This is a genomic window from Curtobacterium sp. MCBD17_008 (genome assembly GCF_003234475.1).
GTDB lineage: Bacteria > Actinomycetota > Actinomycetes > Actinomycetales > Microbacteriaceae > Curtobacterium.
On record NZ_QKTK01000007.1, the window covers coordinates 1 to 25,569 of the forward strand.

Genomic DNA, 25,569 nt, shown 5'->3' on the forward strand with positions numbered 1-25,569 from the left:
GATCACATCACGGCGGAACTCTTCCGGATACGCCTTCACCATGGCGCACATCCTTCCAGCAGGAGCCAACGCCCCTACCTGTCAGGAGTCAACGAAACCTGCAGCAGTCCCTAGTTAGGGCGATGGAACAGCACGAAGCTCTCCGCGCACTGCTCGCCATCGGCATCCGCGCCACGCCCGCGGACGCCACCTCACTCATCACTTCCGACGGCGCAGTCATCCGTTGGGGGCGCACACGACAGCTGCCCGCCCCATCCGACGTGCAACGTGAACTGCGCCGACTCGGCCGCGAGAACGGCTGCTGTACGCAGTTGATCGCGTCACGCCGACGCTCGCTGCCGCGGCGCTTGCAGACGGCCGGCTCATCGTCGTATCCGACGGCACCGTTGTCGCAGACCAGGCCCGGCACGGGCTCGAGGATGCGCCAGCATCTGCCCCAGCCCCGACCAGGGGCCCCGCGCCGTGCGGGCAGTACGCGGTGCTCCGCGCCCTCCTGGTCGCCCCCGAACCGATGACGCAGCAGCAGCTCGCAGCGGCAACCGGACTGACGCAGCCGGCGGTATCGAACGCGCTTCGAGCGCTTACCCCGCTCGCCCAGCGCGATGTCAAAGGCTGGTTCGCCGCAGATGCAGACGCTGCGTGGGAGCGAGCGATCGCCGTGCCAGTGAACGGGGTCACTACGTACTGGTGGTCCGACCGACCCCTCACTGAGCAAGCCGCGGCGCTGCCCGACGGAGCGCTGGTCAGCGGCGACCTCGCGGCCGACCGCATCGCCGCGTGGCGGATGCCCGAGCATGCCAATGCCTACGTGCGGTCGGGTGTCGACCTCAGTAGCCGCGGCTTCGCGCTCGGACCAGTGGCGACTACACGCTCTCCGTCACCGTTCCCGCCGACAAGACCATTTGGGCCACCGCCACGCACGCCGGCCGCCCCGGCACTGCCGATCCCGTCATGACGGCGCGGGACGTTCTCCACTCCGGCACCACCGGCGACCAGCACGAAGCTGCCGAACGGATCCGCGCGGCGGTCATCCGGCCGCGCGCACCAACAGCATGAGCATGCGAGACGACAAGGGCCGCCTCCGGAACGACGACGGCAGGTGCGCTCGAGACCCACGCCACTCGTACGGCGGTGCGCCCCTCCAGCAGCGGCAAACAGTGCACCTCGTCGCAAAGATGAAGACCGGCGACGCCGCTTACATCGCCCTCGAGGACCTCAGCACCGTCCTCGCCGGTCACTCCGAAGCGCGCATCATCGGCGGGCACATGGTCTCCCTCACCACCACAGCGTTCCCCACGCCCAGGCTCACCCCACGACGCACCGGCGACGTCGACGCAGGCATCCCCGTCGAACTTGCCAGTAGCAACGCACTTCACGACGCGCTCCTCGGGCTCGGGTACGGCGCTCATTCGGACGTCGGTGTGCTCGCCCACGAGCTCATTCGACGCACCCTGATGGAGCTACCCGACGAGCCCTGACGCCGGGGTGGCGACATTACGCCTGCCCGAGGGTCCTCAGCGACATGTCGATCTCTCGGCGACCAGCGTTCACCACTTCCGCCAGCTTTTCGTTCGCAGATCTGACCGGAAGCCATTGGGCAATCCGACTCGCCGGAACACGGCCGAAGGGCACCGCGACCTTCACACGATCGAGAGCAGCAGCAAGCAATCTCCTCGCGTCCTCTACCCGTTCTCGAAGGTCCATGACGTCCAACCATTCTGTTGACGTGAGAGCTCCGTACTGTTGGGCGACGCGAACTCGCATCGCCAGGTCGAGAAGCTGCTCCGCCGTAGCCTGGAGCTGGTGCGCGGTGGCCGCGATGTCGTTGACAACGCTGAGCGCTCTAGCCTCGTCCAGCCGCGTTCCCGAGGCAGCCGAGATCTCCGCCACCACATTGTCGGCTGTGACAACACCGGTCGGCCCGATGCTGAATCGCTCGATGCCCACGGCGTCGAGGGCCGCAGTTGCATCCTCGTTCCAGCCATTCACCACGTATACCCGAACCGCTCGCATCTCAGCTCGCTCGATGACCGGCAGGACCTGGTCGGCGGTGGCGCCGCGCGGCCGAAGCAACGCTGCAGAAACAAGGAGGTCGTCTTCGAGGATGACGAGCTGAGCGGTGTTCGTGACCGTCTTGAGCTTCCTCACATCAACGCCGCTGTGGGCGAGATGGTCCCGGATGGTCGCGGCTGCCTTCGTCTTCGTCATGATCGTTGCCACGCTGAAAGGGTGCCAGATGTTCAAGGGAGGGGCGTTCCATCCCCGGTCTCGCGTGCGATCGTGACCGACCGGGATGGCGAGGACCATCCCGGCTTCCTGCCTGACCAGGCAAAACCCGCGTTCCGAGTGCCGTTCGCGCGAGCAACGCATAGGCGTCACATGACCGAAACCCAGACCCGCTGCATGACGTGCGGCGTTCCGATTGTGTCCGCGCATACCGAATCCATGACCGTTGCCGGTGTGAACCACCACCTCGAGCCCATGCTCACGATGGACGAACTCAGCCGCTACACGCAGACCTCGAAGAGCACGCTCTACTCGCTGCGAAGCCAGGGACGCGGACCCAAGGGAGTTCGCATCGGTCGGGCGCTCCGATTCCGGAAGTCCGACGTCGACGCATGGCTCCACATGCTGAGCGACGAGTCGCAGGCAGCCTGATGAGCGTCAAAAAAGCGGACAACGGACGTTGGCGAGCCCGTATCTATCACCGTGGCAAGCAGGTCTCGATGGCGACGTTCGACCGGAAGAAGGACGCCGACGCCTGGGAGCTCGGACAGAAGACGAGTCTCGCGTCCGGAACCTGGTCCGACCCGCGGAACGCCGAGATGACGCTCGCCGAGCTCATCAAGGAATTCCTGACCGAGCGGCGCGGACTTGTGTCGCAGCAGACCTACGACACCGACGAGAGCAACCTCCGCCTCCATGTTGCAGACCAGCTGAAGCGACTTCCCATCGCCTCCATTGATGGCCGCCAGCTGCGAAGGTACGTCGCCAATCTCGTGCGCACCAAGCGACACAGCACCGCGAAGCGGATTCGGGAGTCGCTCGGTGGGGTCTTCGCATACGCCGTGAGGGAGGCGTACATCTCGCACAACCCAGTTCTCGACGCACCGCTCGGTCGTGGGGACGGAACGGAAGCAAACACGGTACGGCCCTTCACCGAGTCGGAGTTCAAATCGATGCTCGTGGCTCAACGAGCCCTGAACCCGAACTACGCAGACATCGTCGAGTTTCTCCGAGAAACCGGCCTGCGCTGGGGAGAGATGAAGGCGCTCCGTGTCCGCAACGTCGTCACGAACCCCTTCCTCGCCATCATGGTCGAGCGTTCGAAGAGCGACGGATACCCCGAGAAGCAGACGAAGGGACGCCGCAGCCGCAAGGTCCCCCTCATGGGTAACGCAGGGAAAATCGCGATGCGCCATGCCGATGGCAAGTCGCCCGACGCGTTCCTGTTCCGGTCGACCGGCGGCTCCGAGCTAAGCGGACCGAACTTCACCCGCGACCTTCGCTGGAAGACGACGGCAGGAGACCATCGCGTCCACGACCTTCGTCACACCGCGGCAACGGCGTGGATGAGCGACGGAATCAACGTCAAGACCATCTCTGTGTGGCTTGGTCACAGCACGACACAGCAGACCGTCAACCGCTACTCCCACTGGATGAACGACGACGGAGACATGGCCGCCATCGCGCGGATGATGCGGGCTCGACGCGAGCGCTCGGAGGAACGAGACCTGTAACAAGACTCAGCAAGCAAAGTCGAACGGGCGTGGCCCGGCTGCTCCGTCTCAGCGGTCCTCGCCGAGCACCAAGGAGAACGCCTCGCTCGAGAGTGTTGGCACGCCGAGGTCACCAGCCAGCGCCACCACGGCGCGGTCGTTCGACACCACCACCCACTCCGCACCGAATAGACCCAGCTCGGCCTCGGCCAGCGCGTCCAGCGCGCACGCGAGCAACAACGGGTCGGCATTTCCAAGATTCGCGTAGAGGTCGATGAGGGTCGTGTCGTCAGCTGGAACACGTTGGAGGACGGCAGCGAGGTGCAGGAGGACGCCCTCGTTGGTCGTGTATTCGAGCGGGCGCAGCGAATCGACGTCCGGAAGGAATCGTGCTTCGTGGAGCACCTCGGACGGTAGCCGACACTGCTCGTGCACGAACGCCGAGGAGCGCTGCTCCTGGGTCAGCCGAGTCAACACATTGTTGTCGAGGAGGTAGAACGTCCCCATCATCCGAGCGCCTCCCGGAAGTCCCGGATCTCTCGCGGCCGGATCTTGTTCGCGCAGACCGCTCGGCAGAACTCACCTTCGGTGATCTTGCCGGCATCCAGCGCGCCGAGCATTCGAACGGACAGCTCTCGGCCGTTGTACGTCCGGACCCCGTTCACCGGTCTCGGCTGGCGGCCCTGCGACTTGGGCCGATTTGCGAACTCGAGGCGAAGTTCCTCGAGATGTTGCTGAGCCCCGGAACGGCTGATGAGCCCGAGTCGCTGGAGGCGCACGACCATGGCGCTCGGAGTCACTTTGAACGAGTCGGCGGTACTCCTGATTTCCCCGAGATCGTCGGACGAAACCGTTCTCATCTGCGCCACCGGCATCAGGATCTCGCCAACGATGTCGTACTCGCGGCCCGGGTTCGACGCAAGGTTCCGGCCGTCGTAGGTGACCGGCGCGAAGATGCCGCGAGCGACCAAGACCGTGAGGAGGGTCAGCGTGAAGAGCTGACGCCCCTCCGGCTCCTCATCGTCGCCGTGATTCCCCCTCGAGAGGAAGATGTACGGGATCTTCCTGTCCTTGATGGTCAGCCCACTGAACTTGACCTCGATGAGCTGCGGCATGAAGCCGCGGACGCTGCGCGAGACGAGGATCTGGTGCGCCTCCAGTGTATCGATGAGCAACGATAGGGCGGCACTCTTCGATCGAGCCGAGCGGAGTACGGCCACATCCAAGTCGAGAGCCGTGAGCAGTACGGCGGAGTCCTCCTCGATTGTCGCCCGAGGCCTCCGGAGGACTCCAACGATCTTGTTGTCGACGAGCGACTTGTCGTGAGTGCGCAGCATCATCTGCTTCCGAACAAGATCCTTCACGATGAGCTCGACGTCGCTGAGCTCGATCGTCGTACGCGAGTTGACGGCGAAAGTGTCCTTGCTCAGCCCTTGCAGTAGTTTCTTCGTCTTCGTTTCGACCTGCGCCCGAACCAGCTCGCGCGGCGCGAAGCAGAGCGCGTACGGCACCTGTGCGGTGCGCGCTAGATCGACGAGATCCGAGAAGCTGATCGTTGACCGTTCGAGGGCGTGGCGATACGGAACACGTGCGCTCACGACAGAGTTCTCGAACAGCTCGACGAAGACGACGCGGTCGATCATCACGCGACTCCCGTGCAGGGTGACCGCGATCGTCCCTGACTGGTCGAGGCTCACGGCATCACCTCGTGGTGGCTCAACGACCCCGACCCAGTGGCTGCAGCGCTCCCCATCCGACCGACGATCCCTCATGTCGGCAGTCAAAGCGACCCCGAGTTCGGGTGTGGAGCGAGTCCGCTCGCCGACCGGAGGTCATCGAGAGGGTGGCGCCTACGAATGCGCTTTGACCCAATCCTGCACCAGACCACCGGCGCGCAGCGCTCGAGAGCCCCTACGCTCTGGGCATGGGTGTTCTCACGGTGACAATTCGGCCCGGTCGGCGCACGGAAATCCAGAACATGCCGTTCGAGGGCAATGGACGCGGCTACACCATCCTCGGAGACATGTTCGGCGCATCACGGCAGGGTCAGGTTGACTACTTCCCCAGCTCCCGATCGTGGTCGGTCTCGCGGCCGCACGCGAATGCGGTCATCCTAGGACTTGCCGCACGATACGACCGGCTGAAGGTCGTCCAGCACGGCGGTGTCGAAAAGTGCGTGGAAGCGTGCTGGAAGATTGGACTCCCCGGGAACGCGTGGCTCTGCGAATGCGCATGTGCTGGACGAAATCACGGCTCGGCGCAGCCGTTCAAGGTCACAGTGGGCGGTAGTGGACCCGGCGGACAACTCTCGGTGCAGGCTCGTGCGCCCCACGAGTTCTACGTCGGCTGACCAAGGGTCCAGTCGGCGAAAGAGTTGCGCGAAGGCGAGTTCAACTCAGTCGTGGGCTGGCCGTGGCGTCAGCGCACCGAACTTCCGAGCTACTGATACATCGAGCCGCCACCCGGACGCGCCTCCGGAGGTAGTGACAGCGCAGCCGGCGGCGTCCACCGACTCCTGTTACGCCTAGCCATCAGAGCCGCCTCGGCTGCAACGTGCGCCGGGTCACCCTGCAACGCTCGACGAGGATGTCCTGCTTGCGGCCCTGCCAGGACGATTCGACCAGCACGGCCGTCTCGGATGCGGCCGCGGCGAAGCACTTCAGGTGCAACGGGCCGACCCCTTCGAACTCGATCGTCGCCCACACCGGTTGCCGCGGACCGATCGCCTGCAGCTCGCCGGCGAGCTCGCGGTCGAACTGCACCGGTTGCAGCAGCGTCACGTCCGGGAACTCCGGCGGGTACCACTGATGCTCGGGAGGCATGAGCGTCATCACGGACGCTGCCTCCGACAGATCGTTCAGCTCTCGCCGGGGGCACCGATCCGAGCGTCGACGTCGTCCTCATGCGCCGGAGTGCGCCAGCCGGTGAACGTCCAGCCGCCGTCGGGGCTCCAGTACAGCGCGCGCTTGTTCGAGAGGGTGCTCGCCACCCAGAGGTGCGTGACGCCCTCCGGCAGTGTCGGATCGGGCAGCGGCTCGCCGTCGTCGACGTCCATCGGGGCGAAGAGCTGCGCGAGGAGCTCCGGATGAGGGCCCGGACGGAGGTCGTCGTCGTCCAGCTCGTCGACATCGCTGAGGGCGTCGGTGACGAGGAAGGGGCTGCCGATGGTCGCCCAGATGAACGCGTGCCGTTCCGCGCCGCCGGCGCGCAGGAGCTTCCGGGGCACATCCTCGTTCTGTTCGAAGACGCGGTCGATCCACGGCAGAAGCGTCACCGGATCCTGCCAGCTGTCCCAGCCGTGCGTTCGGATCTCCGCCCGACCGAACACGCCGGCGATCGACGGGAGGTAGCTGACTCCGAGTCGGCTGATCGCCTCGAGCGCCTCCGCGTGCTTCTCGCCCGCCGCCCAGGTGTCGGCGGGGAACGCTCCGTCTTCAAGGACCCCTGCAGGTAGCGACTGCAGCAACTGTGGGAGGCGTGCGCGCGCGAGCTTTAGGTTCGCGTTGTGCCGGAGCGTCAGGAACCAGGCGGGCGTCGTCGGGTCGAGGTCGAGGGTACTGCCTTGCCGCTCGAGCGCGTCCGAGAGCCGCTTCCACTGCACGTCGTGATCGGAGACGACCTCGAGCGGTGCGGTGCGGCCGTCGGCGAGGAAGATCAGCCCGTCAGGCATCGACTGCTCCGTGCCGTCGTCGAGGCGAACGACCTGCACGTCGAGGTGCTCGGACACGATGGTGCGCGCCATCCGCTCCAGGATCCCCTCGACAGGGCGTGGACGCGGCTGACTCACCGGTAGTCGGCTCGGTCGAGGGACGCCTCGTAGCAGGACCGGTCCAGGTTCGTATTCCAGATCTGCCGGGGCGCGGTCGGTCGGAGGCTGCCGCCGCTGCGGGTACCTTCTTCGCGCCAGCGCCGGTTCAGCCACGACACCGTCTCGATCTTCGCGTAGACCTTCGGATCCGCACGGTGGAAGTCGTACACCTCGTCCAGTGCCGGGATCAGGTCAGTGTCTCGGGACGCGAGGATCACGAGGTCGACGTCGGGGCGGGCGGCTTCCCGGACGCATGCGAGCGCGCAGAGTACGTCGATGCCCTTCTCCCGCGGCCGGTCGTACGGGACCTTCTTGCCGTGGACGTCGAGGATCGGCTTGCCGTCCGCTCCGCGCTCGTAGCTGTACTTCAGGTCTCGCAGCTGCACGTCGACGCCGGCAGCTCGCCACGCGGCGGCCTGGTCCATGCAGCGTCGGTGCTGCTCCCAATCGTGGTCGACGTGGTGGAGGCCACGGAACGCGGTGACGCGGGTGACCTCGGCGTGCTCGTACCCGTCGCGCTGCACGCTGTTGCGCTGCTGGACGGCGCGCTTGGCGAACTGCATCGGGTGGATGAGGGACTCGTGGCGGTTGCCGCCCCGGTTGAAGACGTCGTAGGCGGTGAGGTGGACGTTCTGGTAGTCGACGACGACTGAAGCGCGCAACACGGCGGAAGCCTCCAGGGGAAAGAAAATCCCCGCCAATCCGGAGACGGCGGGGAGCAACAACAGAGAGTGTGGCATGCCCCGGTTTCGGTGTCAACGTCGGCGAAACGTGAGCGCTCGACGCTTCGGAAACGATGCCGTCGACAGAATCTGCGCGAACGATGGCGTGGACGACGTCAACGCCAGCGACGTTGCCGCCTGCACTACTGAGCCGGCTCCGACGACGCTTCGTCGTTGCCGAGCGGGCTGCGAACGAGGCCATGATGGTGCAGTGCCCCCCTACTACACAGCTCCCATGCTGCTACAGGTGCTTCCCCCCAAGCTGCGGTCTGGCACCATCTGGCAGTACACGTCGACCGCGGGGCTGCTTGGGATCCTAGAAACCGGCGGGCTCTGGGTGAGTTCCGCACGCACACTGAACGACTCCGGGGAGATCGAGTACGGAGCAGCGCGTATGCACGAGCGTTGGGCAGCGCGAAGGTCCGACTTCCCGGACGCAGAGGTGATTGAGGAGCTACTCGCTGAGGGAGCGCTCTCCCGCCGCCAAGATCTCTTCGTTGCGTGCGCATCGACGGAGGGCGATTCCCTGAGCCAGTTCCGCGCCTACGGGAGCTACGCGGTCGGTCTGCGAGCCGACATCCCGCTCCGCGTTCGACGTGATCGCTCAGGGGAGGAGGCTTTCGGCTTCAGCTGGCCCAGCGACGTGGAGGCCGACCTGACAGCGGACAACGGGTGGCGACCGGTCTTGTACGACCGCGACGAGCAGGACGCGCTCATCGACGCCTTCCTCGAGCACGTTGCGCGCAAAGTCGCTTCCAATGTCGCTTCAGGACGGACGACCGTCACTGAAGACGATGAAGCGGCAGACGACACGGCCTTCGAACGAGAGGTGTTCGCGTCGCAGTTCATCGCGGTCGCCGCCCACCTGAAGCACGAGGCGTTCCGGGATGAGAAGGAGGTGCGCCTCTTCGCGCAGCTCTCGCTTTCCAACCCGGCCGTGAAGGTCCGCGCCGGCCGTCTTGGTCTCACTCCGTTTTTCGTTGCGGAGCCGAACCCGGGCCCGGACGCGGAGTCCGAGCTCGACTCGGTCCTCACAGAAGTGCGGATCGGGCCAGGCCTCCTCGATCCACGAGCCGCGATGGACGGCCTGAAGATGGGGCTGCAGAAGTTCAAGCTCTCGGCGCTGGCAACGCAGCTAGAGATCCCCCTACGCTGACGCGGTACGCCTCAGAGGGTGCGGGCGTCGAGAAGGGTGCGGGTCAGCCGCTCGAGCGGCGGATCCATGTCGATCGAGATCGGCGTGCCTTCGACGGTGATCGTCGACGCGACGGGGTCGTCGGGCAGGCCGGTCACGTAGTCGGCGTCGCCGTCGTCGCGGGTGATGCCGGCGGCGGCGAGGGCGCGTTCGGCCCAGGCGGTGACGGTGGGGCTGCAGTCCCGCCAGCAGCTCAACCCATAGAACGCGTACCGGACGTGGCGACCGTCGAGCTCGTGGACGCCGACGAAGCGTTGCGCGACGTCGGTGACGTCCTGTTCGGTGGGGCCGTCGGTCCATTCGAGGACGAGCCAGCTCCCCCAGGCGTCGTCGCGGTCAGTGACGTCGATGTCGGCGTCAGGGAACGCTGCGATGAGGGCGTCGCGTGCGCGGGTCCTCGAGGGTGTCGACGGTGGCGCCGTCGTCCCAGCGGGCTGCAGCGGCGTCGAGTTCGGCTTGCAGGGCTGCGGCGGCGGGGTCGATTTCGCCGGCGTGGATGGCGGAGCGCATCGCGGCGTCCCACGCTTCCGCGCGGTCAATGTGGACGCCGCGGCGCTCGAGGGTCTCTTGGACGGCGTCGGCGTCCTCGTTGACGCGCGCGACCAGTTCAGCCGCGGCGTGCGAGCGCCTGAAGTCGTCGGCTGCAGTGCGGCGCTGGCTGGCAGGATCGCGTTCGTCGTCGGCCCGGTCCGGGCGGTCAGTGCGATCAGCCATAAGTGTGCGATGAGTCCTTGTCGTGGCCGGTGAACCGGGACGGCTCTGCGATGGTGGACATGTCCCTGGAATCGGCACGAGCGTAGCAGTCCGTGCGCATAGGGGTCGGGTCTGGGTGGTGCGCGTCGGCCGCCGACGCGTTAGGTGCGCCGGCGGCCTCCGAGTCGGTGTGGGCCATGCCCTTCATGTGCCCAGGGTTCGCAGAACCTCGGTCAGCGGTCCCCGGGGCACTTGCCGTTGGCGATGGTGTCGAGCATCTCGGTGAAGTCGGCAATCGCTTCATCGACCATCTCCTGGGGGATCGTCTCGGCGTCACGGTGCACGGTGCCGCCGACCTCGTTGAGGATGCGAGGACGATGTCGCCGGTGCGGTGCGGGGTGAACGCTGCGGGGATGTCGCCGAGCAGGTCGAGGGCGACGGCGAGGTAGCAGGTGAGGGCGACGCGCTGGTCGGGGACGGCGGCGAAGGAGCGGGCGAGCGCGTCCGCAATGAGGGACTGCTGGTCGTGCAGCAGGCTCATCATCGCGCCGGTCCGCGCGGGGTTCGTGTTGCGGAGCAGCCGGTCGTGGATGTCGCGTTCGATGGCGTCGAAGAGCACGTCGGCGGCGCCGTCGCACCAGGCTGCAGCGCGGGCGGCGGTGTCGGGGTCGGTGAGGTCGAACCCCCAGGTGCGCTCGAGCTCGACGAAGCCCTCGTCGACGCTGTACAGGCCGCTGGAGCCGAGGGTGAGGACGACCGTCGTGGCCCAGACGCGGCTGGCGACGGTCGGGATGGCGCCTCGGCGTCCGCCGGACGGGGCGCTGAGTGCGTCGGGCAGGTACGCCAGCGGGGCACCACAGGAACGACGCGTTGCCGCGCTACCGGCCTTCTGTGCGTTCGGGGAGTGGGAGGGCGACGAGCGGGTCGGTGTGCACGTGGTCGTCGTCGAGTCCGGTGACGGCGCAGAACGCCCATCGTCCGCGGAGGAGCTCGCCGATGTCGTCGGGGAGGACGGGTGGTTCGCCGGGCGCGACGAGGAACGCACGGTGGGCGGTGCGGGGGTGGGTGAGGGTCACGATGCGGCTCCCTGCGTGATCTTCTCGAGCTGCTTGATGGCGTCCGCTTCGGCGGAGGCGAGGTCCGTTTCGGCGTCGCCGTAGTCGGCGGCGATCTCGTCGAGGATCCGGAGCAGGCCCATGTCGGCATCGCGGATCGTGTCGGCCGACACGTCGCCGTCAGCGTCGAGGTCGACGGTGCTGGGGATGGCGCTCAACCGGTCGGGGTAGTCGTCGTCGGCGCTGTCGGGGGTGGGGACGCCGTCGAGGTAGGTGGCGGCGATGGCGCCGATGGTGACGAGCACTTCCCGCGCGTCGGGGTCGCGGAGGGCTTCGACGTTGACGGTGCGGAGCTCTTCGATGAGGGTGCGTGCGGTGACGGCCCAGGCCGCGCTGCGGTAGGCGAAGAAGGTCCCCTCGACGCGGATGTGCGCCCAGCCGCGGCCGTAGAGCGTGTCGGTGGCGGCGAAGTAGGGGGTGAGGTCGATGGCGTCGAGGGTGGGGTCGGCGGCGCCGGTGAGCCACCGGGTGATGCGTTCGATGACGGCTGGGGTGGCGATGTCGAGTCCGTGCAGGGCGAGAATGTCGACCCAGCCTCGGCTGGGGTCGTACAGGCCGCTGGCGGCGAGCTCGAGGGCGAGGCGCATGGCCCACTCCTGGTCGGACTCGCTTTCCGGTGCGCCGTCTTCGTCCAGCCAGGTCGCGGGCATCGCCTGCGCCTCTGGGAGCCATGCGAGGGGGTGCCAGAACGCTTCAGGGCGGGTGGAGCCGAAGACGACGCGGTCGTCGGCCTCCTCATAGATCGGTAGCGGAATGCTGACGATCGGGTCGCTGAAGATGCGGTCGGCGGGGATGCCGGTGTCGAGCGCGTACTGCTGGCAGCGGCGGAAGGTGTCGCTGACGTGGGCGGTGACGAGCAGGCTCTCGTCCTGCTGGCCACCTTCGGGGGCGTCCATGCCGGTGTACGTCAGGTACGTGCGGTGCAGCGCCTGGTGGAGGGGCGCCAGACGTTGAGTGCTTCGGCGACGTCGTCATACGACTCGGTTTCGGCGGTCATGTCCATGCTCTCTGTGCTCGCCTTCGTTCGGATGCTCGTGCACTACTCACCCTGTGACGACCGACCGTCATACCGCTAACGTGTCACGTGCAGTACACCAGACCACCGACAATGTGAGCGGATCCGCCTCCGCGGTGCATAGGAGTGGGCGGGACCGTGCACTCGCGGAGCCCCTGACTGGAAGACGCCACACCATGACCACGCACCACTCCCCTCATCCCCGCATCGCCACGCGCCTGCTGATGCGTACACGGGGTGATCCTCTCGATCTGCTGATGGTCCGCCCCTTCCTATGCACCGCGGCGCCTCTCGTTCAGAAGCGGGTCCGGTTATCGTGAGCCGTGCCCACAGTGACCTTCGGCGACGAGTACGGATGGATGGTCGACGGTGAAGACCGGTCTGGGGATTCCTCGGCCGTCCTGCTCGATCCGCGCGAGTTGCCTGACATCACGGTCGGGGAACTCACCGGAACGTTCCGGGCTGCGGAAGCGCACTGGGGCGATACGGACGCCTGCGAAGCACTCATCTACAACGGCGCCGAAGGCTACCTCGACGCGCAGAATCTCGTGGTGAAGGCGACCTCGCTGGTCCTCCGCGACGGCGGACTCTGCGTCAGGGTCGAGTTCTTCCTCGACTGGCCGACGTCGACACTGCCGCACCACGTGGAGGACTTCGCCGGTCGGCTCGCTGCCGTCCGGAACGTCATCACCCCGTTCCTGCAGTCCCGCGGCTCGTCGATCCTGCAGCTGTCACAGCACGCCTACGGCCCATGGCAGGCAACCGAGGACGGTCGCTTCATCGCGACGATCGTCGCAACGCAGCCCGAGAACGCCGACACGCTGGCGGATCTCGCCGACCTCGGCGACGGCGTCGAGCGCCTCGTCGACGCGCTGGTTGGCGGGACGGCATCCCGCGACACGCTCGCGGACCTGATCCGCGGCGGCCACGCGGGGCTCCTGGTCGGTCTGCCGGAGGGAAACTGGCTCGACGCGAAGAGTCAGGAGTGGGACCTCACGTCGGACGGCGGCAAGTACAGCCTCGGTGTCGAGGTCAGCGCGTTCTGCAACGCTGAGGAAGGCGGCATCATCGTGTTCGGCGCGTCCACCGACAAGGGCCCGGAGCGTGGCAGCGGGGAGATCATCACCGCCGTCGGCGGGCTACACCAGGTGCGCACGCAACCGCGTACCTACGAGCAGATCCTCAGCGACTGGATCTTCCCGCTCCCGTTCGGGCTCCGAGTCGACGTCGTCACGGTCGGCGAGGACCGCCCGATCATCATGATCGACATCCCCGCGCAGCCGGAAGAGCTCAAGCCGTTCCTGGCGAAAGGGGCGCTCTCCTACGACGGCCGGAAGGTCGACGGCAAGGCGTTCACCGTCGCACAACGGCGCGGCGAGGACACGAAGCGGCTCGAGGCATCGATGCTGCACGCGCAACTCGCGGTCGGGCGCCGCTTCCTGCGGAACCTCCCCATCGACGACGGACCCTCGAGCTGACCATGTGCGCCGCGGTGCGCGTGGAACGCCACCGATGCGGTGGGCGGGCGCGACCACGTCCAGCGACAGCATGGCGGCGCAGATGATGGCGGCTACGACCACGAGCGCACGTCGCGGTGTTCCGCCCCGGGTTTAGTGGAGGCTCGGTAGTGTCGCTTCGACGGTAGTCGGAGCGGGGTTGTGACGGTAATGGCCTTGCTCGAACTCGACCGGCGGGACCATGCCGAGTTCGCCGTGCAGACGGCGGTGGTCGAACCAGTCGATGTACTCGACCGTCGCGATCTCAAGGTGCTCGATGCCGCGCCACGGTCCCTTGTTGCGGATCAGCTCGGCCTTGAAGATCGAGTTCACCGCCTCCGCGAGGGCATTGTCATAGCTGTCACCCTTGGACCCAACGGACGCGACCGCACCGGCCTCAGCGAGCCGGTCCGTGTAGCGAATAGCTCGGTATTGGACTCCTCAATCGCTGTGATGGATCAGCTGTGACAGATCTCGGTTCTCGCGTTGCCGGGTCCAGATGCCCATCTCGAGGGCGTCGAGGACGAGGTCGGTGCGCATGTTCTTCGATAGCTGCCAGCCGACGATGCGGCGGGAGAACACGTCCGTGACGAACGCCGCGTAGACCCACCCGGAGAAGGTGCAGATGTAGGTGATGTCGGCGACCCAGAGCTGGCCGGGCCGGTCGCGGTAAACGCCCGCTGCACCAGATCCGCCGGCCGATCCCCGACGGGGCCCGGAATCGTCGTCTTCGGCCCCTTCCGCTTGGACACGCCGTGCAGTCCGGTGGACCGCATGAGTCGCTCAACGGTGCAGCGGGCAATCACGTGCCCCTCCCGCCGTAGCTGTGCGTGTACCTTGCGGGCGCCGTAGACGCCGTAGTTGGTCCGGTGCACCCGCTCGACCTCGACCGTGCGGGGAGCGTCACTGATCGACCGCGCCGACGGTGGTTCAACCTTCACCGCGTAGTAGCTCGACGGGGCGACCTGCAACGTGCGAAGGATCGGCTCGACCCCAAACTCGTGCTTATGCGCGTCGATGAACTGCGTCATCTGCTGGAGGGGCGGTCGAGCTCCGCCGCGAAGAAAGCCGACGCCGACTTCAGAATCTGATTCGCCCGCCGCAACTCCCGAACCTCGCGTTCGAGTTCCGCAATCCGCTGCGCGTCGTCGGTGGTGACGCCGGGCCGGTCACCCGCGTCGATCTCGGCCTGCTGCACCCAGTTCCGCAGCGTCTCCGGATTGATCTCGAGCTGTTCACCGATCCGACGCAGCGCACCGCCTCTGGTGTTCGGGTCGCGGCGTGCTTCCACCGCGAGTCGGACCGCTCGCTCCCGAAGCTCCTCCGGGTACTTCCTCGGTGCTCCCATGACTCTCATCCTCCCGTGGATTGAGAGCCTCCATCAGACCCGAGGCGGAACAGTTTAGGAGGCTGGGAGATGGCAGGTCCGGATGCCTTCGCCGATCCCGTCGACGTCCTCGGGTGTGCCTAGCGTAAACGGTGCGATCTAGGTAGTTTGCGCCGTCTCGGCTTCGTGTCAGCAGCCTGTTACAGGAGCTTGCGGCACCCGGCGACCGACGTGGGAAGGTCGCTGCCCGTTGCCGTCCTCGTCGGCGATGGCGATGTACCCCCGGCGCCGGCGGCGGTCCCACGCCTTGTCCATGGCGCGGACGAGGGCGGTTCGAATGGACGCAGGACTCTCACTGCGACGGTGCCGACTGGTGGGTGCCGAATCACCACCAGGTGCCTCGGTAGGTCGGCCGATAGACCGAGTGCCCGTCCTCCCCGCGTTCCTCGAAGAGGAAGTCGTCTTCGACGAGTTGGCGAAGCCAGAGCGCGATGACCTTGAAGATGCCCTTCTCGAGGCGGACGCCGTGGCGGCGCAGTGTCGAAGCGACCTGTGGCGGTCCGAACCGGGTGTCTTCATTCGCAGCGACGTGGTGGAAGAACGCCAGACACTTCCACCGTTCGGGGACGTAGTCCTCCCAGCCGAGGTTCCGGTCGCGGTGACCGTTGAGGTAGGGGTGGAGGAGTCGGACCGCGGGGTGCTCGGTTCCCCATGGCTCGGAACTGTCGAGCGCTCGGCGGATGCCGTCGGCCATCAGGACCCGCCGACGCTTCGCGCGCTCCTCCTGAGCGGCGCGCTCGGCACGGCCGAGCCGCTCACGTTCGTCCGCTTCGGATTGCAGGATGCGAGCCCGTTCGGCGGCTTGCTCGCGTGCGATCGCGTAGAGGCGCTGCTGCTCGGCGTTGTAGTCGTCGAGGCTGATTCTCGCGCTGATCAGCCAGTCGACGCGGTCAGAGGTGAGAGTGGAAGCCCCAAGTCGGAAGTCGTCGAGCGGGTGGACTTCGAGGGATGACCCAGTGCCGCGGCCGAGGACGTCGACGGGGTGTTCGAGGAGGGGCTGTCCGCTGGTTGCCGAAATCGGGTGGCGTTGCTCGACTACGACGGCGATTTGCTCGAGCTCGGGGTTGATGAACAGCAGCGGCGCTCCGGAGGCGACCACTGCGTCGAGGGCAGGGTTCGACTTCAGCCGGTCGGCGCCGTCGAGCTTGAGCTGCTTCCGGGTGTGGCCGAAGAGCCAGACGTCTCGGACGCCGCGAGCACTGTAGCGCTCGTGCCGATCGTTCCACGCGTCGGCGGTGAGCGGTGAGTACTGCACCTCGAAGGCAATGCGTTCTCCCGACGGGTGCGTGATGAGCACGTCGGCGCGGCTCTCACCTTCTGCGCTGGTGTACTCCTCCCGCTTGACGAGGCAAGCCGGGTAGCGGCGGGCCAGCCACGACTCGATCAGAGCGCACCCCTGAGAGTGGAAGAGCGACTCCGGCCCGTGACCTCCGGACGACGATCGGTGGCGAAGATGGTCACGCTTGATCGTGCTGTGCACGGTGGTGAGCTGCGCATCACATCCGGGGACCGGGCAGGTGACATTCGCGACGACATGGTCACGGTGCTCGGCGGCCTGGTTCTCTTCGAGGTAGAACAAGCCCCGGGTGCTCCGGTTGAGGCCCCACAGGAAGCGCGGATCACCGTCGGTCTGGAAGGTCGCGAGCAGCGTCGCGTGGTCGAAGGCAAAGGACTGCACCACGGGAGTCGACCGTACCCAGAAGCCGCCGCGTCATCAGGTCCCAGTCGAGGGGTACTCGTCGTGGACTCGTCGGCGCACTGGGGCGGCAGCCATCCCGCGTATCGTGCGTCGGGGTCGCCGACTGCTCGTGCTTCTCGTTGTCGAGCCACTCCTGCGCGAAAGCCTCGCTCGCTGCAACTGGGATGCTTCGCCGCAGACCCGACAGGCGCCTGTGTAGGCAGGCATTGCCCTGATCGTCGCTGAGCACTCGTGAAGAGTTCATCGCCGGCGACGAACGACGACGGGCGCACGCAGGGCAGGGCAGCCCAGTGGTTGCAGGCGCCGACTTCGGCTACGACTGGCGTCGCGACAGCGACGCCGCCGGGAACGCGAGCGGCGGCGCATTTGTGGTGAGGTGCACGACGGATGGGGCGGCGTGGGGCTCGCCGAACAGGAGCGGCCAGATCGGCGGCATCAGCGTAAACGGGTCACCGCTGGCCAGCGCGCCGGCGTCGTGATGGTGGTGTCCGGCGCTCGGCTCGGTCACCACGGGAGTCTCGTGGTCCATACCGGTACCTATGCACCGCACGGTAATCGTCCACCAGCAACGGTCTCCGGCCGTGGGTGCGGGGTCGTCGGCGTCGGCCGCTACGGTGTGGTTCGTGACCGGACCCGAAGAGAACGCTTCCGCCGCGGATGAGAAAATTGCGCCCGACTCGTCGCCGCTCGTAAGCCGGGAACCGGAGGCCACCAGTTCCGATGACGTGTCGGGCAGCACGGACGATGCGTCTGCAGGAGACGAGCCCGTCTACGACCTCGGTTCCACGTCGCGGCCCCGCCGTGACTTCGATCTCGCCCCGAGCCAGGGCGTCGTCGACACTGCCCTTGCTTTCGAGCGGCAGATGAACCTCGCCCTCGAAGGAAGCCGTATCGCGCAACGCATCGAGGATCAGGCCTTGAACCATGCATGGACGGCGCTGCCGGGTCTCCTCAAGATGCAGGACGAGCTTCAGCGGCAGGTGAACTCCGCCCTCGACGGAAGTCGTATCACACAACGATTCGCGGACCGAGTCGGCAACGACACGCGGACGGCGCTGTCGGGCTTCCTCAGGATGCAGGACCAGCTTCAGTGGGATGCCGACCGCTTCGACCGTCTGCTCTCGTCACGGTTCACCGAGTCCGCGCGCGCCGTCGAACGAATGCTGGATGCGACTGGATGGTCCTCGGTCTTCGCTATCGGGGAGCAACTCGACCGGACGCTGCAGGGCATCGCCGATCTGTTACCGACAAGAGAGACGATCCGCAAGCTCACGCTGCCGCGGAACCTTCGTCCCGTCGTCTACGACCAGGGCGCGTTCCAGATGTGGATGCGGGAGGGCATCCCCTTAGCGTACGTGCTGGACAGCAGCATCATCGACGCCCTCGGCGAGACGAGTACGCCCCAAGAACGACGCACGCTGCTGGGCCGACACCGCGATCGGATCGTGAACGACTGCGACGCTCTGCTCGACGAGATCACCGCTACCTCCGTGCTCCCATACGTCGAGACCGCCCGCATGGCGATCGCCGGCTATCGAGACGGACACCACCGGCTTGCGCAGACTTGGGCGGCCGCGAACCTTGAAGCACTGGTCAAGGAGTTCGACAAGGCGCACTGGGGCGCAATCCGGGACGAGAACCAGGCACCTCCAAAACTCTTCCGGTGGTTCTTCTTCGTCGGTCAACTCCGCGTCGTGATGGCGACCGTCGGCGACACCGCGCCACGAGAGTTCAACCGTCACGCCAGCGTGCACCACACCACGAAACGACGGCAGTTCTCCAAGCTGAATACGATGGTCGCGATCGCTCATCTGACGAGCGCGATCTGCAACTACGACGCAGCGGCAAAGCAGGCAACGGCGCCCCGCCGCTAAGCGCCCGTCCACCGCCTCGCGGGCGGTGTCTCGGCGGCTGCCCCACACGTCAGAGAGGACAAACACCACGACCGTGTCGACGAGGGCGATCAAGGCAGTGACGGCGCCACCCGCGGTGCACCTCTGGGCATCCCGGCCAAGCACTTCCCACCAACACCCTAGCGACGCACCTCCCGACGCCGACCCGGCACGTCGCCGCCTTGCAGCCGCGCCCATGCTGCCCGGAACTCGTCGGTGAGATCCTGCCCGTGGTCTCTCGCTCTGGCACCGGGCAGCCTCGGACCGGACGCATGCGGCGTCACCAGCTGCTGCAATTCCGCGCGGTCGAACGCCGTCGCCCAGTCGACGTGGAAGGTGGCGCGGTCGAAGCGGACGCACACTGCGACGTCGAAGTCGAGCTCGGTGTCACCGAACTGGAAGTGCCGCAGCTGCCCGGCCGGTAGCTCGCGGGTCTTCACCTGCACGCGTCGGCCGGCGCCGTCGATGAGGTCGATGCTCTTCGCCCCTGGCGGTTGGAGGGTTCCGCCGAGCACCTCGAGGGTGAGCCGTTCGCCGAGCTCACCGACGAGGTTCGCCGTCCGCGCCAGCCCGCGTCGTCGGATCTCGGCTGTGATCGCCTCCGCCTCGGCTTGCAGGTGCCGGCGTCGGGCCAGCAGCGCGGCCAGTGGTGCGCTGCCGGCGGAGGGGTCCGGACCAGTCATCCTTCTACGGTGACGTATAGGGAGCGCCACCCATTTGGAATCGGCTCCAGGTAAGCGCGTATCGCGTCGTCGTAGTTCTTCCCCGTCGCCTCGTGAGGCTGCTGCGCTCGGGAGCGCGCGACCGCCTTCTCCGTCGACTCGCCGGTGGCTTTGCTGCCGACGGTGTTCGCCTGCAGCAGCTCGAACTGTTCAAGGTCGATCCCGGCGATCGCGGCCGTTCCAGCGGACGACAGGTCCGGCCCCTCGCCTTCGCTCTCGGCGGTCTCGGTCGAACGGAGGATCCCGCGCACAGTCGTCACCACCCCAGTATGTGTCTGGCTCCCCTACCGCTGCGACCGGCACCGGCGCATCCGGTCAGGGCTTCGGCGGGCGGACCTGCACGCTGGGCAGGAACGTCACGTGGCCGGCGTCACGTGGCGCGATGTACGGTCTGTCCGCTGCGCCGCGGCGGCTCCCGAGCACCGCGGCGTGCCGGCCGACGAACTCATCGTCGCGCGCCAGCGCGAATCGAGGCCGAAGATCCGCCGGGATCAGGACCCCGAACCGTTGCGCCCTGTCGCCGAGTAGCAACATCGTCGCGCCCTCGCTGCCCACCCGACGCGTCACCGTGACCGCGCCCCACACGATGAAGTCGCGAGCCGCGAACCGGCTGTCCCGGCCGTCCGACGCCGACACGACAGTCTCCGACGCTGGCAGCGGCTGCCCGCCCGGCAGCGTCATCGTCGGAGGGAGGGCCCCGGCGATCGCCGCCTGCAGCACCGACTCGAGGTGACGCCGACCCGTGCCCGCGTTCCCCGCGGTCGTCGGACCGGGGACGTAGCGCCGCGTGGTCGTCCCTGCAACCTGGTCGTCGGGTCGTCGCCGCCCGTCCGGCCCCGTCGTCGGCGCGTCCTCGCCTACGACGACCCGCCACCCTGCTGTCCCCGTCGCGACCGGGTGCAGATGCCCGACATCACCGGGGCGGTCCTCGGAGCGATGCGACCCGTGGTCGCAGCCGCCGATGTGGCCGCCAGCGAAGTGCGGACTCTTGAGCGTGCTGTGCAGCGCCTTCACGCGCATCCGTTGTCGGCACGGCTGCCCGTTCGGGTCCTGCCCGGCGCACCACAACGGTGGCACCACCCGCAGCTCCCGCACCTCCTCGATGCTCCTGGCCACACCGTCGTCGTCGAGCACCACATCGGTCACCTCACAGCCCCCTTCCCGTCACCTCCAACACCGCCCGGCGTACATCCCGACAACGCGACCGGATCGAGCTGATGCTTACACGGCTCGACGGCACCGCTCAAGCTCGCTCACGTCATGCATCGACGCCATGCACCGCGCCTCCTATCAGGCGCTACATTCGGGCGGCGGTCACCCCGCTGGGATAGCCGGCTCCGCTGGCACCAGTGCTGACCGGTCTTGCAGTTCAGGATCGGCATCAGCTGCTCTCCGTCAAGCTCGGCGGCGTCACACCGCGAATCGCGGACCGGTCGGTGGCAGCGCACGGCACTCCATCACGCAGCCGTAGCAGTATTCCTTCCCAGGCTCGGGGTCGTTGGGGCAATCCTCCGTGCCGCGTGCAAGCGGCACGTACAGCCCCGGCCCGGCGGGCCGTGCCAGCTCGGCCAGGCAGTCCCAGCGCTGCCCGCGGTACCGGGTGATCGTTCGGCCCTGGCTCCAGCGCTTGGCCTCGTACAGGCACTCACGCGACGTCATCGCCACGGGTACGTTTGGGAACTTCCACAGCGGCGCAGTCACGGCTCGACGTCCAGTTCGGCGCTCGGAGTCGACTGTTGGGCGTACTCGCCGAACCCGGGCCAGCAGACCGGGCAAGTGTCGCGCGTGTCAGACGCCGAGTAGTTACGCCCGCACACCCCGCACTCCTGCATCGGCTGCGGATCTTGGAACTCACCGGCGGCGAGCAGTTCATCGACCGCGGCGGTCAGGACGGGGCGCTCGATGCGCAGGATCTGCGAGTCGCCCATGAACGGCCCGCTGAGGACGTAGCGATCGGCGTCCTGGATGTCCTGCGGCTTCGGGTCGTCGCCCTCGTCTCGGTCCGCGATGAAGCGGTACTGCTGCTCGTTCACCGGCCGGCCTCCTGGTCGAGCTCGGTGAGTACGTCGTGCAAATCCCGGACGGAGACGAAGTCGATCGCCATGTCCTCGCCCGACGTTGTTCTGGCCTGCGGTGGTGAAGTCGATGGTCGGGATGCCCCCGGCGTCAGGTCCTTGAACTGCGGGTCATCTCGCCGGCTCCTGTCCGCGTCCACGCGGCACCGATCCGTCGCGTCGACGGCCGCGGTCTCGGCCCTGGACTGCTCGAACTTCATGCGATGCTCCTCCTGCTCGTCGCACCGCGATCGCGATGCCACCTGCCTCTTCCTATGCACCGCACTCGCGCTCGCGCGCACACCCATGGGCGCGCCAGCGCCCCGCCGCGATAGCGCCCTGGGCCACCACCCGACCCCTACACAGAGAAGGGCTCGCTAGCGCTCGCCCACTGGGCGCTCCGCGCCCACGTCATGTTCGTTCCGGGACGGTGTGCGACGGTTCGTTTCGGTGTGGCACGTCATGGTTCGTTGCGGCACGGTTCGCTGTCCTCAGCCATCTCGTTCCGCAACACGCCTTGTGGGTGTCAGCCATCTCGTCAGGTCGCGCTGCGCGCAGCGCTTCGCGACGGTTCACAGCTGCGGGTCTGCTCGCTTCGTCGGGTTGGTTCGGCGTGGTGGATCCGACAGCGGCCGGCATGGTCGGACCGGCACATGTCGAGCTGCATGCTGGGCCGGATTCACGAGTGAGCTGCCGGCCGGGTGAGTCCTCGTCGTCGGTTCGACCTGCAGAGCGGGAAACCGGGGCGGCGAGGTTCGCAGTTCAGGCCCGGTCTCGAGGTGGGGCGCTGCGCGCGGCGTCCCCACTCACAGGGTGTACCAGACCCGGGACGGCTCGCGTCATAGGGTCATGGGAGCAGCCGTCACTGGGCACCGCGTAACGCTCATCACGCAACACGCCGGAGCGTCGTGAGCGCACGCGCCTGCCCCGCCCCGAACTCACCGCAGGTGCAGGAGCGGGGCCGGTGCCTGGTCCAGGGCGGCGACTGAGCACCTGGCGGACGCGCAGCGGCCGGAGCGCGCGCAGCGCTGATGCCTGGTCCAGGGCGGCGACTGAGCACCTGGCTTGCCGCTCCCACTCCGAAGAATGAGGAACCCTGGTGGGGGTGGGAAGCGCTAGGCGGGGCGCGGGGGCTGGGATCGGCATGTTCATGCGATCTTCAGGCGGATTGATCGCGTCCGGTTGGGCTGATTCGTTGGCATGTTTTCCTCCGATGATCGCCACCCCTATGCGCCTGGTGGTTGTGGGGGCCACTAGCGTCATGGAGGAGCGGGCTCGCTGCTCGCCCGACGTGGGAGGGACATCGCAGTGGCGCCACCACCGAATCCGAGGAGTTACCTGCCGTCGGCGGACTGGTCGGCGCCGGACTGGCCGCTGCTTCGAGGGCGAGTTGAACGCAATGTGACGCTCCGCGTGGCGGACGCACCCCGTTGGACGTTTGCGGATCTGGCGCGCTCGTTCGAAGGTCCTTTTACTGGGTTGGCGAGCGCGGGTGCGGGTCTGCCGTCGCGTGCAGTTGAGCGCCTCATCACCCTCAGCGTTGCGGCGCGAGGGTGGGTGAGCGTGAACCCGTGGGGCTTGGACGAGTGGTTGACGGAGTTGTGGCGTGGTGAAGAGCCGCTTGACGGGCTCATCCAGGAGGAGGGGTTCCGCGCTGCCGACGAGATCCGACGTCGCCTTGAGGAGATGCTCGAGGATGACCCGTTTCTCGCGGTGGACAACCTCTATGCGTTGCCGTTCGACTGTCCGACGCGCGTGGACTTCGAACGCGAGGCCTTCGCTGCGGTGGGCGACCATCTCTGGTGGGAGTTCGACGGCTACCACCTAACGCCGGAGCTGGCGGCCCGGCTGCTCGGTGTCACGGTCGACAGAGCCGCGGAGCTACTCGACGCGCGGACGCCGACGTCCGAGGAAGCGCTGCTGATGGAGGTCACGATGGACGCCGTCGACGAGTACCTGCGCCGCGATCCGCGAGGCGATCCCCTCGCCTGGCTGATGTCTGCAACGTCCGGCTCGTTGCTGGTCGCGGATCAGATCGCGACGTGGTCGGGCGAGTCGTTCGACGAGCTCGCACGGAGCCTGCCGCCGAGGCCCTGATCTGTCGGGGCTACTCGTCACAGGGTGATGTGCATGAGCATCCGCGCGTTTACCCTCACCCGCACCGGCAACCTCGACCAGTCGATGGTGCAGACCGTCCTGCAGCGTTCCCGGAGCGCGATGTCGAACGTGCCGTCCGGGACGACGTTTCTGACCATCCGGCAGGACGGCCAGCTCCGGCACCTGGTGCTGGTGCCGGACGAGAAGCGGGCGCCGGCTGCGGCGTTCCAGTTCGCGCAGGCTGTTGAGGCCCGGTCGGAGGAAGTGGACGTGCCGGACCTGTCCGTCACCCGGTCGATTGTCCGCGCCGACTACGACGTGCGCAGCGTCCCGGGAACGGCGACGCAGGCTGGAGGTGACGTGCGGGTCGTCGCGCAGACGCTGTCGACGACGCTCCGCGATGGGGAGTGGGTGGCACCGTCTCCACGACCTCCGGCACACCGCGGCCACTAGCTGGCTGCGCGACGGCATCGACGTGAAGACGATCTCGGTCTGGCTCGGGCATTCGACGACTCAACGGACCGTCAACCGGTACTCGCACTGGATGTCATCCGACAGCGACCTCGCTGCAGTCGCGAAGGCACGTGACGCGCGTCGAGCGCGAACCGGAGGCCATTGAAGGTCCGTCCCGGCCCTCGACCGCGGTGTGGCCGGCAGGTGGGAGGCCGTCAGCGAAGACGGTCGTGGTCTAGCACCCTCCCGGCCTGCAGGCGGGCGCTATCCGCGGGGTTCAAGTGCAACTCCGTCCCCTGCGCGAAGCGCGGAGCCGACCCGGGTGCGAAACCGGGGAATGAGGATGTCTCCGAGGCGCCCCACTGGTCAGCCGCGGCGACGCGGACGTCCAGCGTGATCCGGCGCTCGTTCCAGGCCTTGTCGACTACCGCGGCGACGCCGTGGATAAGCGCACTCGTCGATCGGCCGCACGATGCGAGCGTGTCGGCTGCGTCCTCCTCCAACAGCAGGTCGTCGATGTCCGAGCCTGCGAGACGAATGGCCTGCAGATTGCTCAGCCTGGGGTGACGCCGCATGTAGCGGTATACCCGGGTTCCCGCCTTGCGGTCGACATCGACGTAGTGAAAGTTCATCGGCCGCTCACGATGGACCGCCGTGTTCCTGACGTCGAGCATCCACCGCAGCCAGCCGGGCGGACCTGACGCCAGGTGAGCGCCGTGAATCCCGCCGAGCACCTGGTGCTGAAGCTCCTTGAGGCTTGGGGACGCTCCACGCATGGCGTCCTTGAGCGCGCGCCGGCGTCCTTCGGCTGGGAAGTCGAGCTCGTCCGAGGTAGGCAACAAGAAAGGCATGTCCGCCTTGAGTACCGGATACCGCAGCCCGCTGACCGCGACGCACACCGCCGCCGAGCAGTCGAGAGCGGCGCCGAGCGCGGTGAAGAAGCCTTGCTCGGCAGCCATCATGCGTTGTCCCTGGTCGGAAAAGGCCTCTCCCGCAGGGATTCGACCGTCGCGGGATAGGCCGATCTTGATGGCGTTGTCCTGCTTGTAGCGGAGCTGTGTGTACGACTCGAGGTGAGCCGCTGCCGCAATCAGGTTCGTCCGGATGCTCCCGGAGACGCCGACGACGTAGTCCCGAAGGTCCGCTGCGTCCGGATCGTCGCGATCATGCCGCCAGATGATTGGCTGCAGGTCGCCCGTGAGGAGTTCCTCGAGCCTCAGTGCGCCGATCATGCCGGCCGACACAATCTCCTTGTCAAGTACCATGGGTCCTCCTCGCTCACCTGCCCGCGCGCGTTTGCCGCATCGGCTTGGTACATCTTCGCTACGTGGAGGCGCTCGACATGCCGTCGATGGAGAGAACGATTGCGCCCTCGGGCAACGCGCCCGTACCTGCCGCGGGCCGAGCGATGTGCACGGCAGTCAGGACGGTTCCGGACACCGTCGAGCGCGCCGCCTTCACCGCGATCCCCTAGCTCTCAGATTCGCCACCGGCAGCTCACC

Annotated in this window: 30 protein-coding genes, 1 pseudogene and 1 other annotated feature; of the genes and pseudogenes, 11 read left to right on the forward strand and 20 right to left on the reverse strand. The window is 67.2% G+C overall.

Annotated features, from left to right (window positions below):
- The first annotated feature begins 478 nt into the window (after positions 1-478).
- The gene (locus tag DEI95_RS17090; protein WP_220036639.1) at positions 479-955 is read left to right on the forward strand and encodes a MarR family transcriptional regulator; all 477 of its coding nucleotides are present in this window, start codon (positions 479-481) and stop codon (positions 953-955) included.
- A gap of 97 nt (positions 956-1,052) precedes the next feature.
- Complete coding sequence (locus DEI95_RS08130; protein WP_111059937.1) at positions 1,053-1,478, forward strand: hypothetical protein; 426 nt, start codon at positions 1,053-1,055, stop codon at positions 1,476-1,478.
- A 16-nt stretch (positions 1,479-1,494) separates the two neighbouring features.
- Here the strand turns inward: DEI95_RS08130 and DEI95_RS08135 are convergent, their stop codons facing one another.
- Positions 1,495-2,220, reverse strand: coding sequence for a hypothetical protein (locus DEI95_RS08135; protein WP_146243627.1), 726 nt, complete (start codon positions 2,218-2,220; stop codon positions 1,495-1,497).
- Between the two features lie 225 nt (positions 2,221-2,445).
- Between DEI95_RS08135 and DEI95_RS08140 the strand changes: the two genes are divergently transcribed.
- Positions 2,446-2,658, forward strand: coding sequence for an AlpA family transcriptional regulator (locus DEI95_RS08140; RefSeq protein ID WP_220036640.1), 213 nt, complete (start codon positions 2,446-2,448; stop codon positions 2,656-2,658).
- Between the two features lie 68 nt (positions 2,659-2,726).
- The gene (locus DEI95_RS08145; protein ID WP_181436245.1) at positions 2,727-3,740 is read left to right on the forward strand and encodes a tyrosine-type recombinase/integrase; all 1,014 of its coding nucleotides are present in this window, start codon (positions 2,727-2,729) and stop codon (positions 3,738-3,740) included.
- 48 nt (positions 3,741-3,788) lie between these two features.
- On the opposite strand, the gene DEI95_RS08150 is transcribed toward DEI95_RS08145, so the two are convergent.
- Both DEI95_RS08150 and DEI95_RS08155 read right to left on the reverse strand, forming a co-directional pair.
- A complete protein-coding gene (locus DEI95_RS08150) occupies positions 3,789-4,229 on the reverse strand; it encodes a hypothetical protein (protein ID WP_146243197.1) in 441 nt (146 codons plus the stop codon).
- Positions 4,226-5,416 carry a hypothetical protein gene (locus tag DEI95_RS08155; protein WP_111059941.1) on the reverse strand — a complete coding sequence of 397 codons (1,191 nt, stop codon included), beginning with the start codon at positions 5,414-5,416 and terminating at the stop codon, positions 4,226-4,228. Before DEI95_RS08155 ends, DEI95_RS08150 begins: the two co-directional genes overlap by 4 nt.
- 227 nt (positions 5,417-5,643) lie before the next feature.
- Here DEI95_RS08155 and DEI95_RS16455 point away from each other — a divergent pair, with 227 nt between their 5' ends.
- Entirely contained in the window at positions 5,644-6,069 is a 426-nt protein-coding gene (locus DEI95_RS16455) for a hypothetical protein (RefSeq protein ID WP_146243628.1), read from the forward strand.
- A gap of 181 nt (positions 6,070-6,250) precedes the next feature.
- Here the strand turns inward: DEI95_RS16455 and DEI95_RS08160 are convergent, their stop codons facing one another.
- From DEI95_RS08160 to DEI95_RS08170, 3 genes are read right to left on the reverse strand one after another with little or no spacing between them, the layout of a single operon-like run.
- Positions 6,251-6,550, reverse strand: a complete 300-nt coding sequence (locus DEI95_RS08160) for a hypothetical protein (protein WP_258367547.1) — start codon at positions 6,548-6,550, stop codon at positions 6,251-6,253.
- A gap of 26 nt (positions 6,551-6,576) precedes the next feature.
- Positions 6,577-7,461, reverse strand: a complete 885-nt coding sequence (locus tag DEI95_RS08165) for a hypothetical protein (protein WP_111059942.1) — start codon at positions 7,459-7,461, stop codon at positions 6,577-6,579.
- A 41-nt stretch (positions 7,462-7,502) separates the two neighbouring features.
- A complete protein-coding gene (locus DEI95_RS08170) occupies positions 7,503-8,192 on the reverse strand; it encodes an NYN domain-containing protein (RefSeq protein ID WP_181436246.1) in 690 nt (229 codons plus the stop codon).
- Positions 8,193-8,484: 292 nt separating this feature from the next.
- On the opposite strand from DEI95_RS08170, the gene DEI95_RS08175 reads away from it, so the two are divergent.
- Positions 8,485-9,405: a DUF2971 domain-containing protein gene (locus DEI95_RS08175; protein WP_146243629.1), complete on the forward strand. Its 921-nt coding sequence runs from the start codon at positions 8,485-8,487 to the stop codon at positions 9,403-9,405.
- An 11-nt stretch (positions 9,406-9,416) separates the two neighbouring features.
- Here the strand turns inward: DEI95_RS08175 and DEI95_RS08180 are convergent, their stop codons facing one another.
- The 5 genes from DEI95_RS08180 to DEI95_RS08200 form a co-directional block, all read right to left on the reverse strand.
- Positions 9,417-9,641 carry a hypothetical protein gene (locus tag DEI95_RS08180; RefSeq protein WP_111059945.1) on the reverse strand — a complete coding sequence of 75 codons (225 nt, stop codon included), beginning with the start codon at positions 9,639-9,641 and terminating at the stop codon, positions 9,417-9,419.
- 160 nt (positions 9,642-9,801) lie between these two features.
- Positions 9,802-10,158, reverse strand: coding sequence for a hypothetical protein (locus tag DEI95_RS08185; RefSeq protein WP_111059946.1), 357 nt, complete (start codon positions 10,156-10,158; stop codon positions 9,802-9,804).
- The gene (locus DEI95_RS16460) at positions 10,151-10,756 is read right to left on the reverse strand and encodes a hypothetical protein (RefSeq protein WP_146243630.1); all 606 of its coding nucleotides are present in this window, start codon (positions 10,754-10,756) and stop codon (positions 10,151-10,153) included. The genes DEI95_RS08185 and DEI95_RS16460 overlap by 8 nt, the downstream gene beginning before the upstream one ends.
- Positions 10,757-11,015: 259 nt before the next feature.
- A complete protein-coding gene (locus DEI95_RS08195) occupies positions 11,016-11,213 on the reverse strand; it encodes a hypothetical protein (RefSeq protein WP_111059948.1) in 198 nt (65 codons plus the stop codon).
- Complete coding sequence (locus DEI95_RS08200; protein ID WP_111059949.1) at positions 11,210-12,148, reverse strand: hypothetical protein; 939 nt, start codon at positions 12,146-12,148, stop codon at positions 11,210-11,212. The genes DEI95_RS08195 and DEI95_RS08200 overlap by 4 nt, the downstream gene beginning before the upstream one ends.
- Positions 12,149-12,590: 442 nt before the next feature.
- On the opposite strand from DEI95_RS08200, the gene DEI95_RS08205 reads away from it, so the two are divergent.
- Complete coding sequence (locus tag DEI95_RS08205) at positions 12,591-13,745, forward strand: helix-turn-helix domain-containing protein (RefSeq protein ID WP_146243631.1); 1,155 nt, start codon at positions 12,591-12,593, stop codon at positions 13,743-13,745.
- A 132-nt stretch (positions 13,746-13,877) separates the two neighbouring features.
- On the opposite strand, the pseudogene DEI95_RS08210 reads toward DEI95_RS08205, so the two are convergent.
- The 3 genes and pseudogenes from DEI95_RS08210 to DEI95_RS08220 form a co-directional block, all read right to left on the reverse strand.
- A pseudogene (locus DEI95_RS08210) lies at positions 13,878-15,111 on the reverse strand (IS3 family transposase).
- Positions 14,720-14,833, reverse strand: a sequence feature (AL1L pseudoknot). Its footprint overlaps the pseudogene before it by 114 nt.
- Positions 15,112-15,475: 364 nt before the next feature.
- Positions 15,476-16,831: a competence protein CoiA family protein gene (locus DEI95_RS08215; protein ID WP_111059951.1), complete on the reverse strand. Its 1,356-nt coding sequence runs from the start codon at positions 16,829-16,831 to the stop codon at positions 15,476-15,478.
- A 331-nt stretch (positions 16,832-17,162) separates the two neighbouring features.
- The gene (locus DEI95_RS08220; RefSeq protein WP_111059952.1) at positions 17,163-17,378 is read right to left on the reverse strand and encodes a hypothetical protein; all 216 of its coding nucleotides are present in this window, start codon (positions 17,376-17,378) and stop codon (positions 17,163-17,165) included.
- Positions 17,379-17,472: 94 nt separating this feature from the next.
- Here DEI95_RS08220 and DEI95_RS08225 point away from each other — a divergent pair, with 94 nt between their 5' ends.
- On the forward strand, positions 17,473-18,723 hold the full coding sequence (locus tag DEI95_RS08225; protein WP_146243632.1) for a hypothetical protein: 1,251 nt from the start codon (positions 17,473-17,475) through the stop codon (positions 18,721-18,723).
- Between the two features lie 158 nt (positions 18,724-18,881).
- On the opposite strand, the gene DEI95_RS08230 is transcribed toward DEI95_RS08225, so the two are convergent.
- The 5 genes from DEI95_RS08230 to DEI95_RS08255 all read right to left on the reverse strand — a co-directional run bounded on the left by DEI95_RS08230 (position 18,882) and on the right by DEI95_RS08255 (position 21,738).
- Positions 18,882-19,424 carry a hypothetical protein gene (locus DEI95_RS08230; RefSeq protein ID WP_111059954.1) on the reverse strand — a complete coding sequence of 181 codons (543 nt, stop codon included), beginning with the start codon at positions 19,422-19,424 and terminating at the stop codon, positions 18,882-18,884.
- Positions 19,421-19,723: a hypothetical protein gene (locus tag DEI95_RS08235; protein ID WP_146243633.1), complete on the reverse strand. Its 303-nt coding sequence runs from the start codon at positions 19,721-19,723 to the stop codon at positions 19,421-19,423. Before DEI95_RS08235 ends, DEI95_RS08230 begins: the two co-directional genes overlap by 4 nt.
- Positions 19,724-19,778: 55 nt before the next feature.
- Positions 19,779-20,609, reverse strand: coding sequence for a hypothetical protein (locus DEI95_RS08240; protein ID WP_111059956.1), 831 nt, complete (start codon positions 20,607-20,609; stop codon positions 19,779-19,781).
- 551 nt (positions 20,610-21,160) lie between these two features.
- A complete protein-coding gene (locus tag DEI95_RS08250) occupies positions 21,161-21,496 on the reverse strand; it encodes a hypothetical protein (protein ID WP_111059958.1) in 336 nt (111 codons plus the stop codon).
- Positions 21,493-21,738 (reverse strand): hypothetical protein, encoded by a 246-nt coding sequence (locus DEI95_RS08255; RefSeq protein ID WP_111059959.1) that lies wholly within the window; start codon positions 21,736-21,738, stop codon positions 21,493-21,495. The genes DEI95_RS08250 and DEI95_RS08255 overlap by 4 nt, the downstream gene beginning before the upstream one ends.
- Before the next feature lie 1,342 nt (positions 21,739-23,080).
- Between DEI95_RS08255 and DEI95_RS08260 the strand changes: the two genes are divergently transcribed.
- Genes DEI95_RS08260 through DEI95_RS17095 form a run of 3 tightly spaced genes read left to right on the forward strand, consistent with a single transcriptional unit; the run spans position 23,081 to position 24,233 of the window.
- Complete coding sequence (locus tag DEI95_RS08260; RefSeq protein WP_146243634.1) at positions 23,081-23,614, forward strand: hypothetical protein; 534 nt, start codon at positions 23,081-23,083, stop codon at positions 23,612-23,614.
- 33 nt (positions 23,615-23,647) lie between these two features.
- On the forward strand, positions 23,648-24,067 hold the full coding sequence (locus DEI95_RS08265; protein ID WP_146243635.1) for a hypothetical protein: 420 nt from the start codon (positions 23,648-23,650) through the stop codon (positions 24,065-24,067).
- Positions 24,015-24,233 carry a tyrosine-type recombinase/integrase gene (locus DEI95_RS17095; protein ID WP_111059962.1) on the forward strand — a complete coding sequence of 73 codons (219 nt, stop codon included), beginning with the start codon at positions 24,015-24,017 and terminating at the stop codon, positions 24,231-24,233. The genes DEI95_RS08265 and DEI95_RS17095 overlap by 53 nt, the downstream gene beginning before the upstream one ends.
- 49 nt (positions 24,234-24,282) lie before the next feature.
- Here DEI95_RS17095 and DEI95_RS08275 read toward each other — a convergent pair whose 3' ends face one another.
- Positions 24,283-25,332: a hypothetical protein gene (locus tag DEI95_RS08275; RefSeq protein ID WP_111059963.1), complete on the reverse strand. Its 1,050-nt coding sequence runs from the start codon at positions 25,330-25,332 to the stop codon at positions 24,283-24,285.
- Between the last annotated feature and the right edge of the window lie 237 nt (positions 25,333-25,569).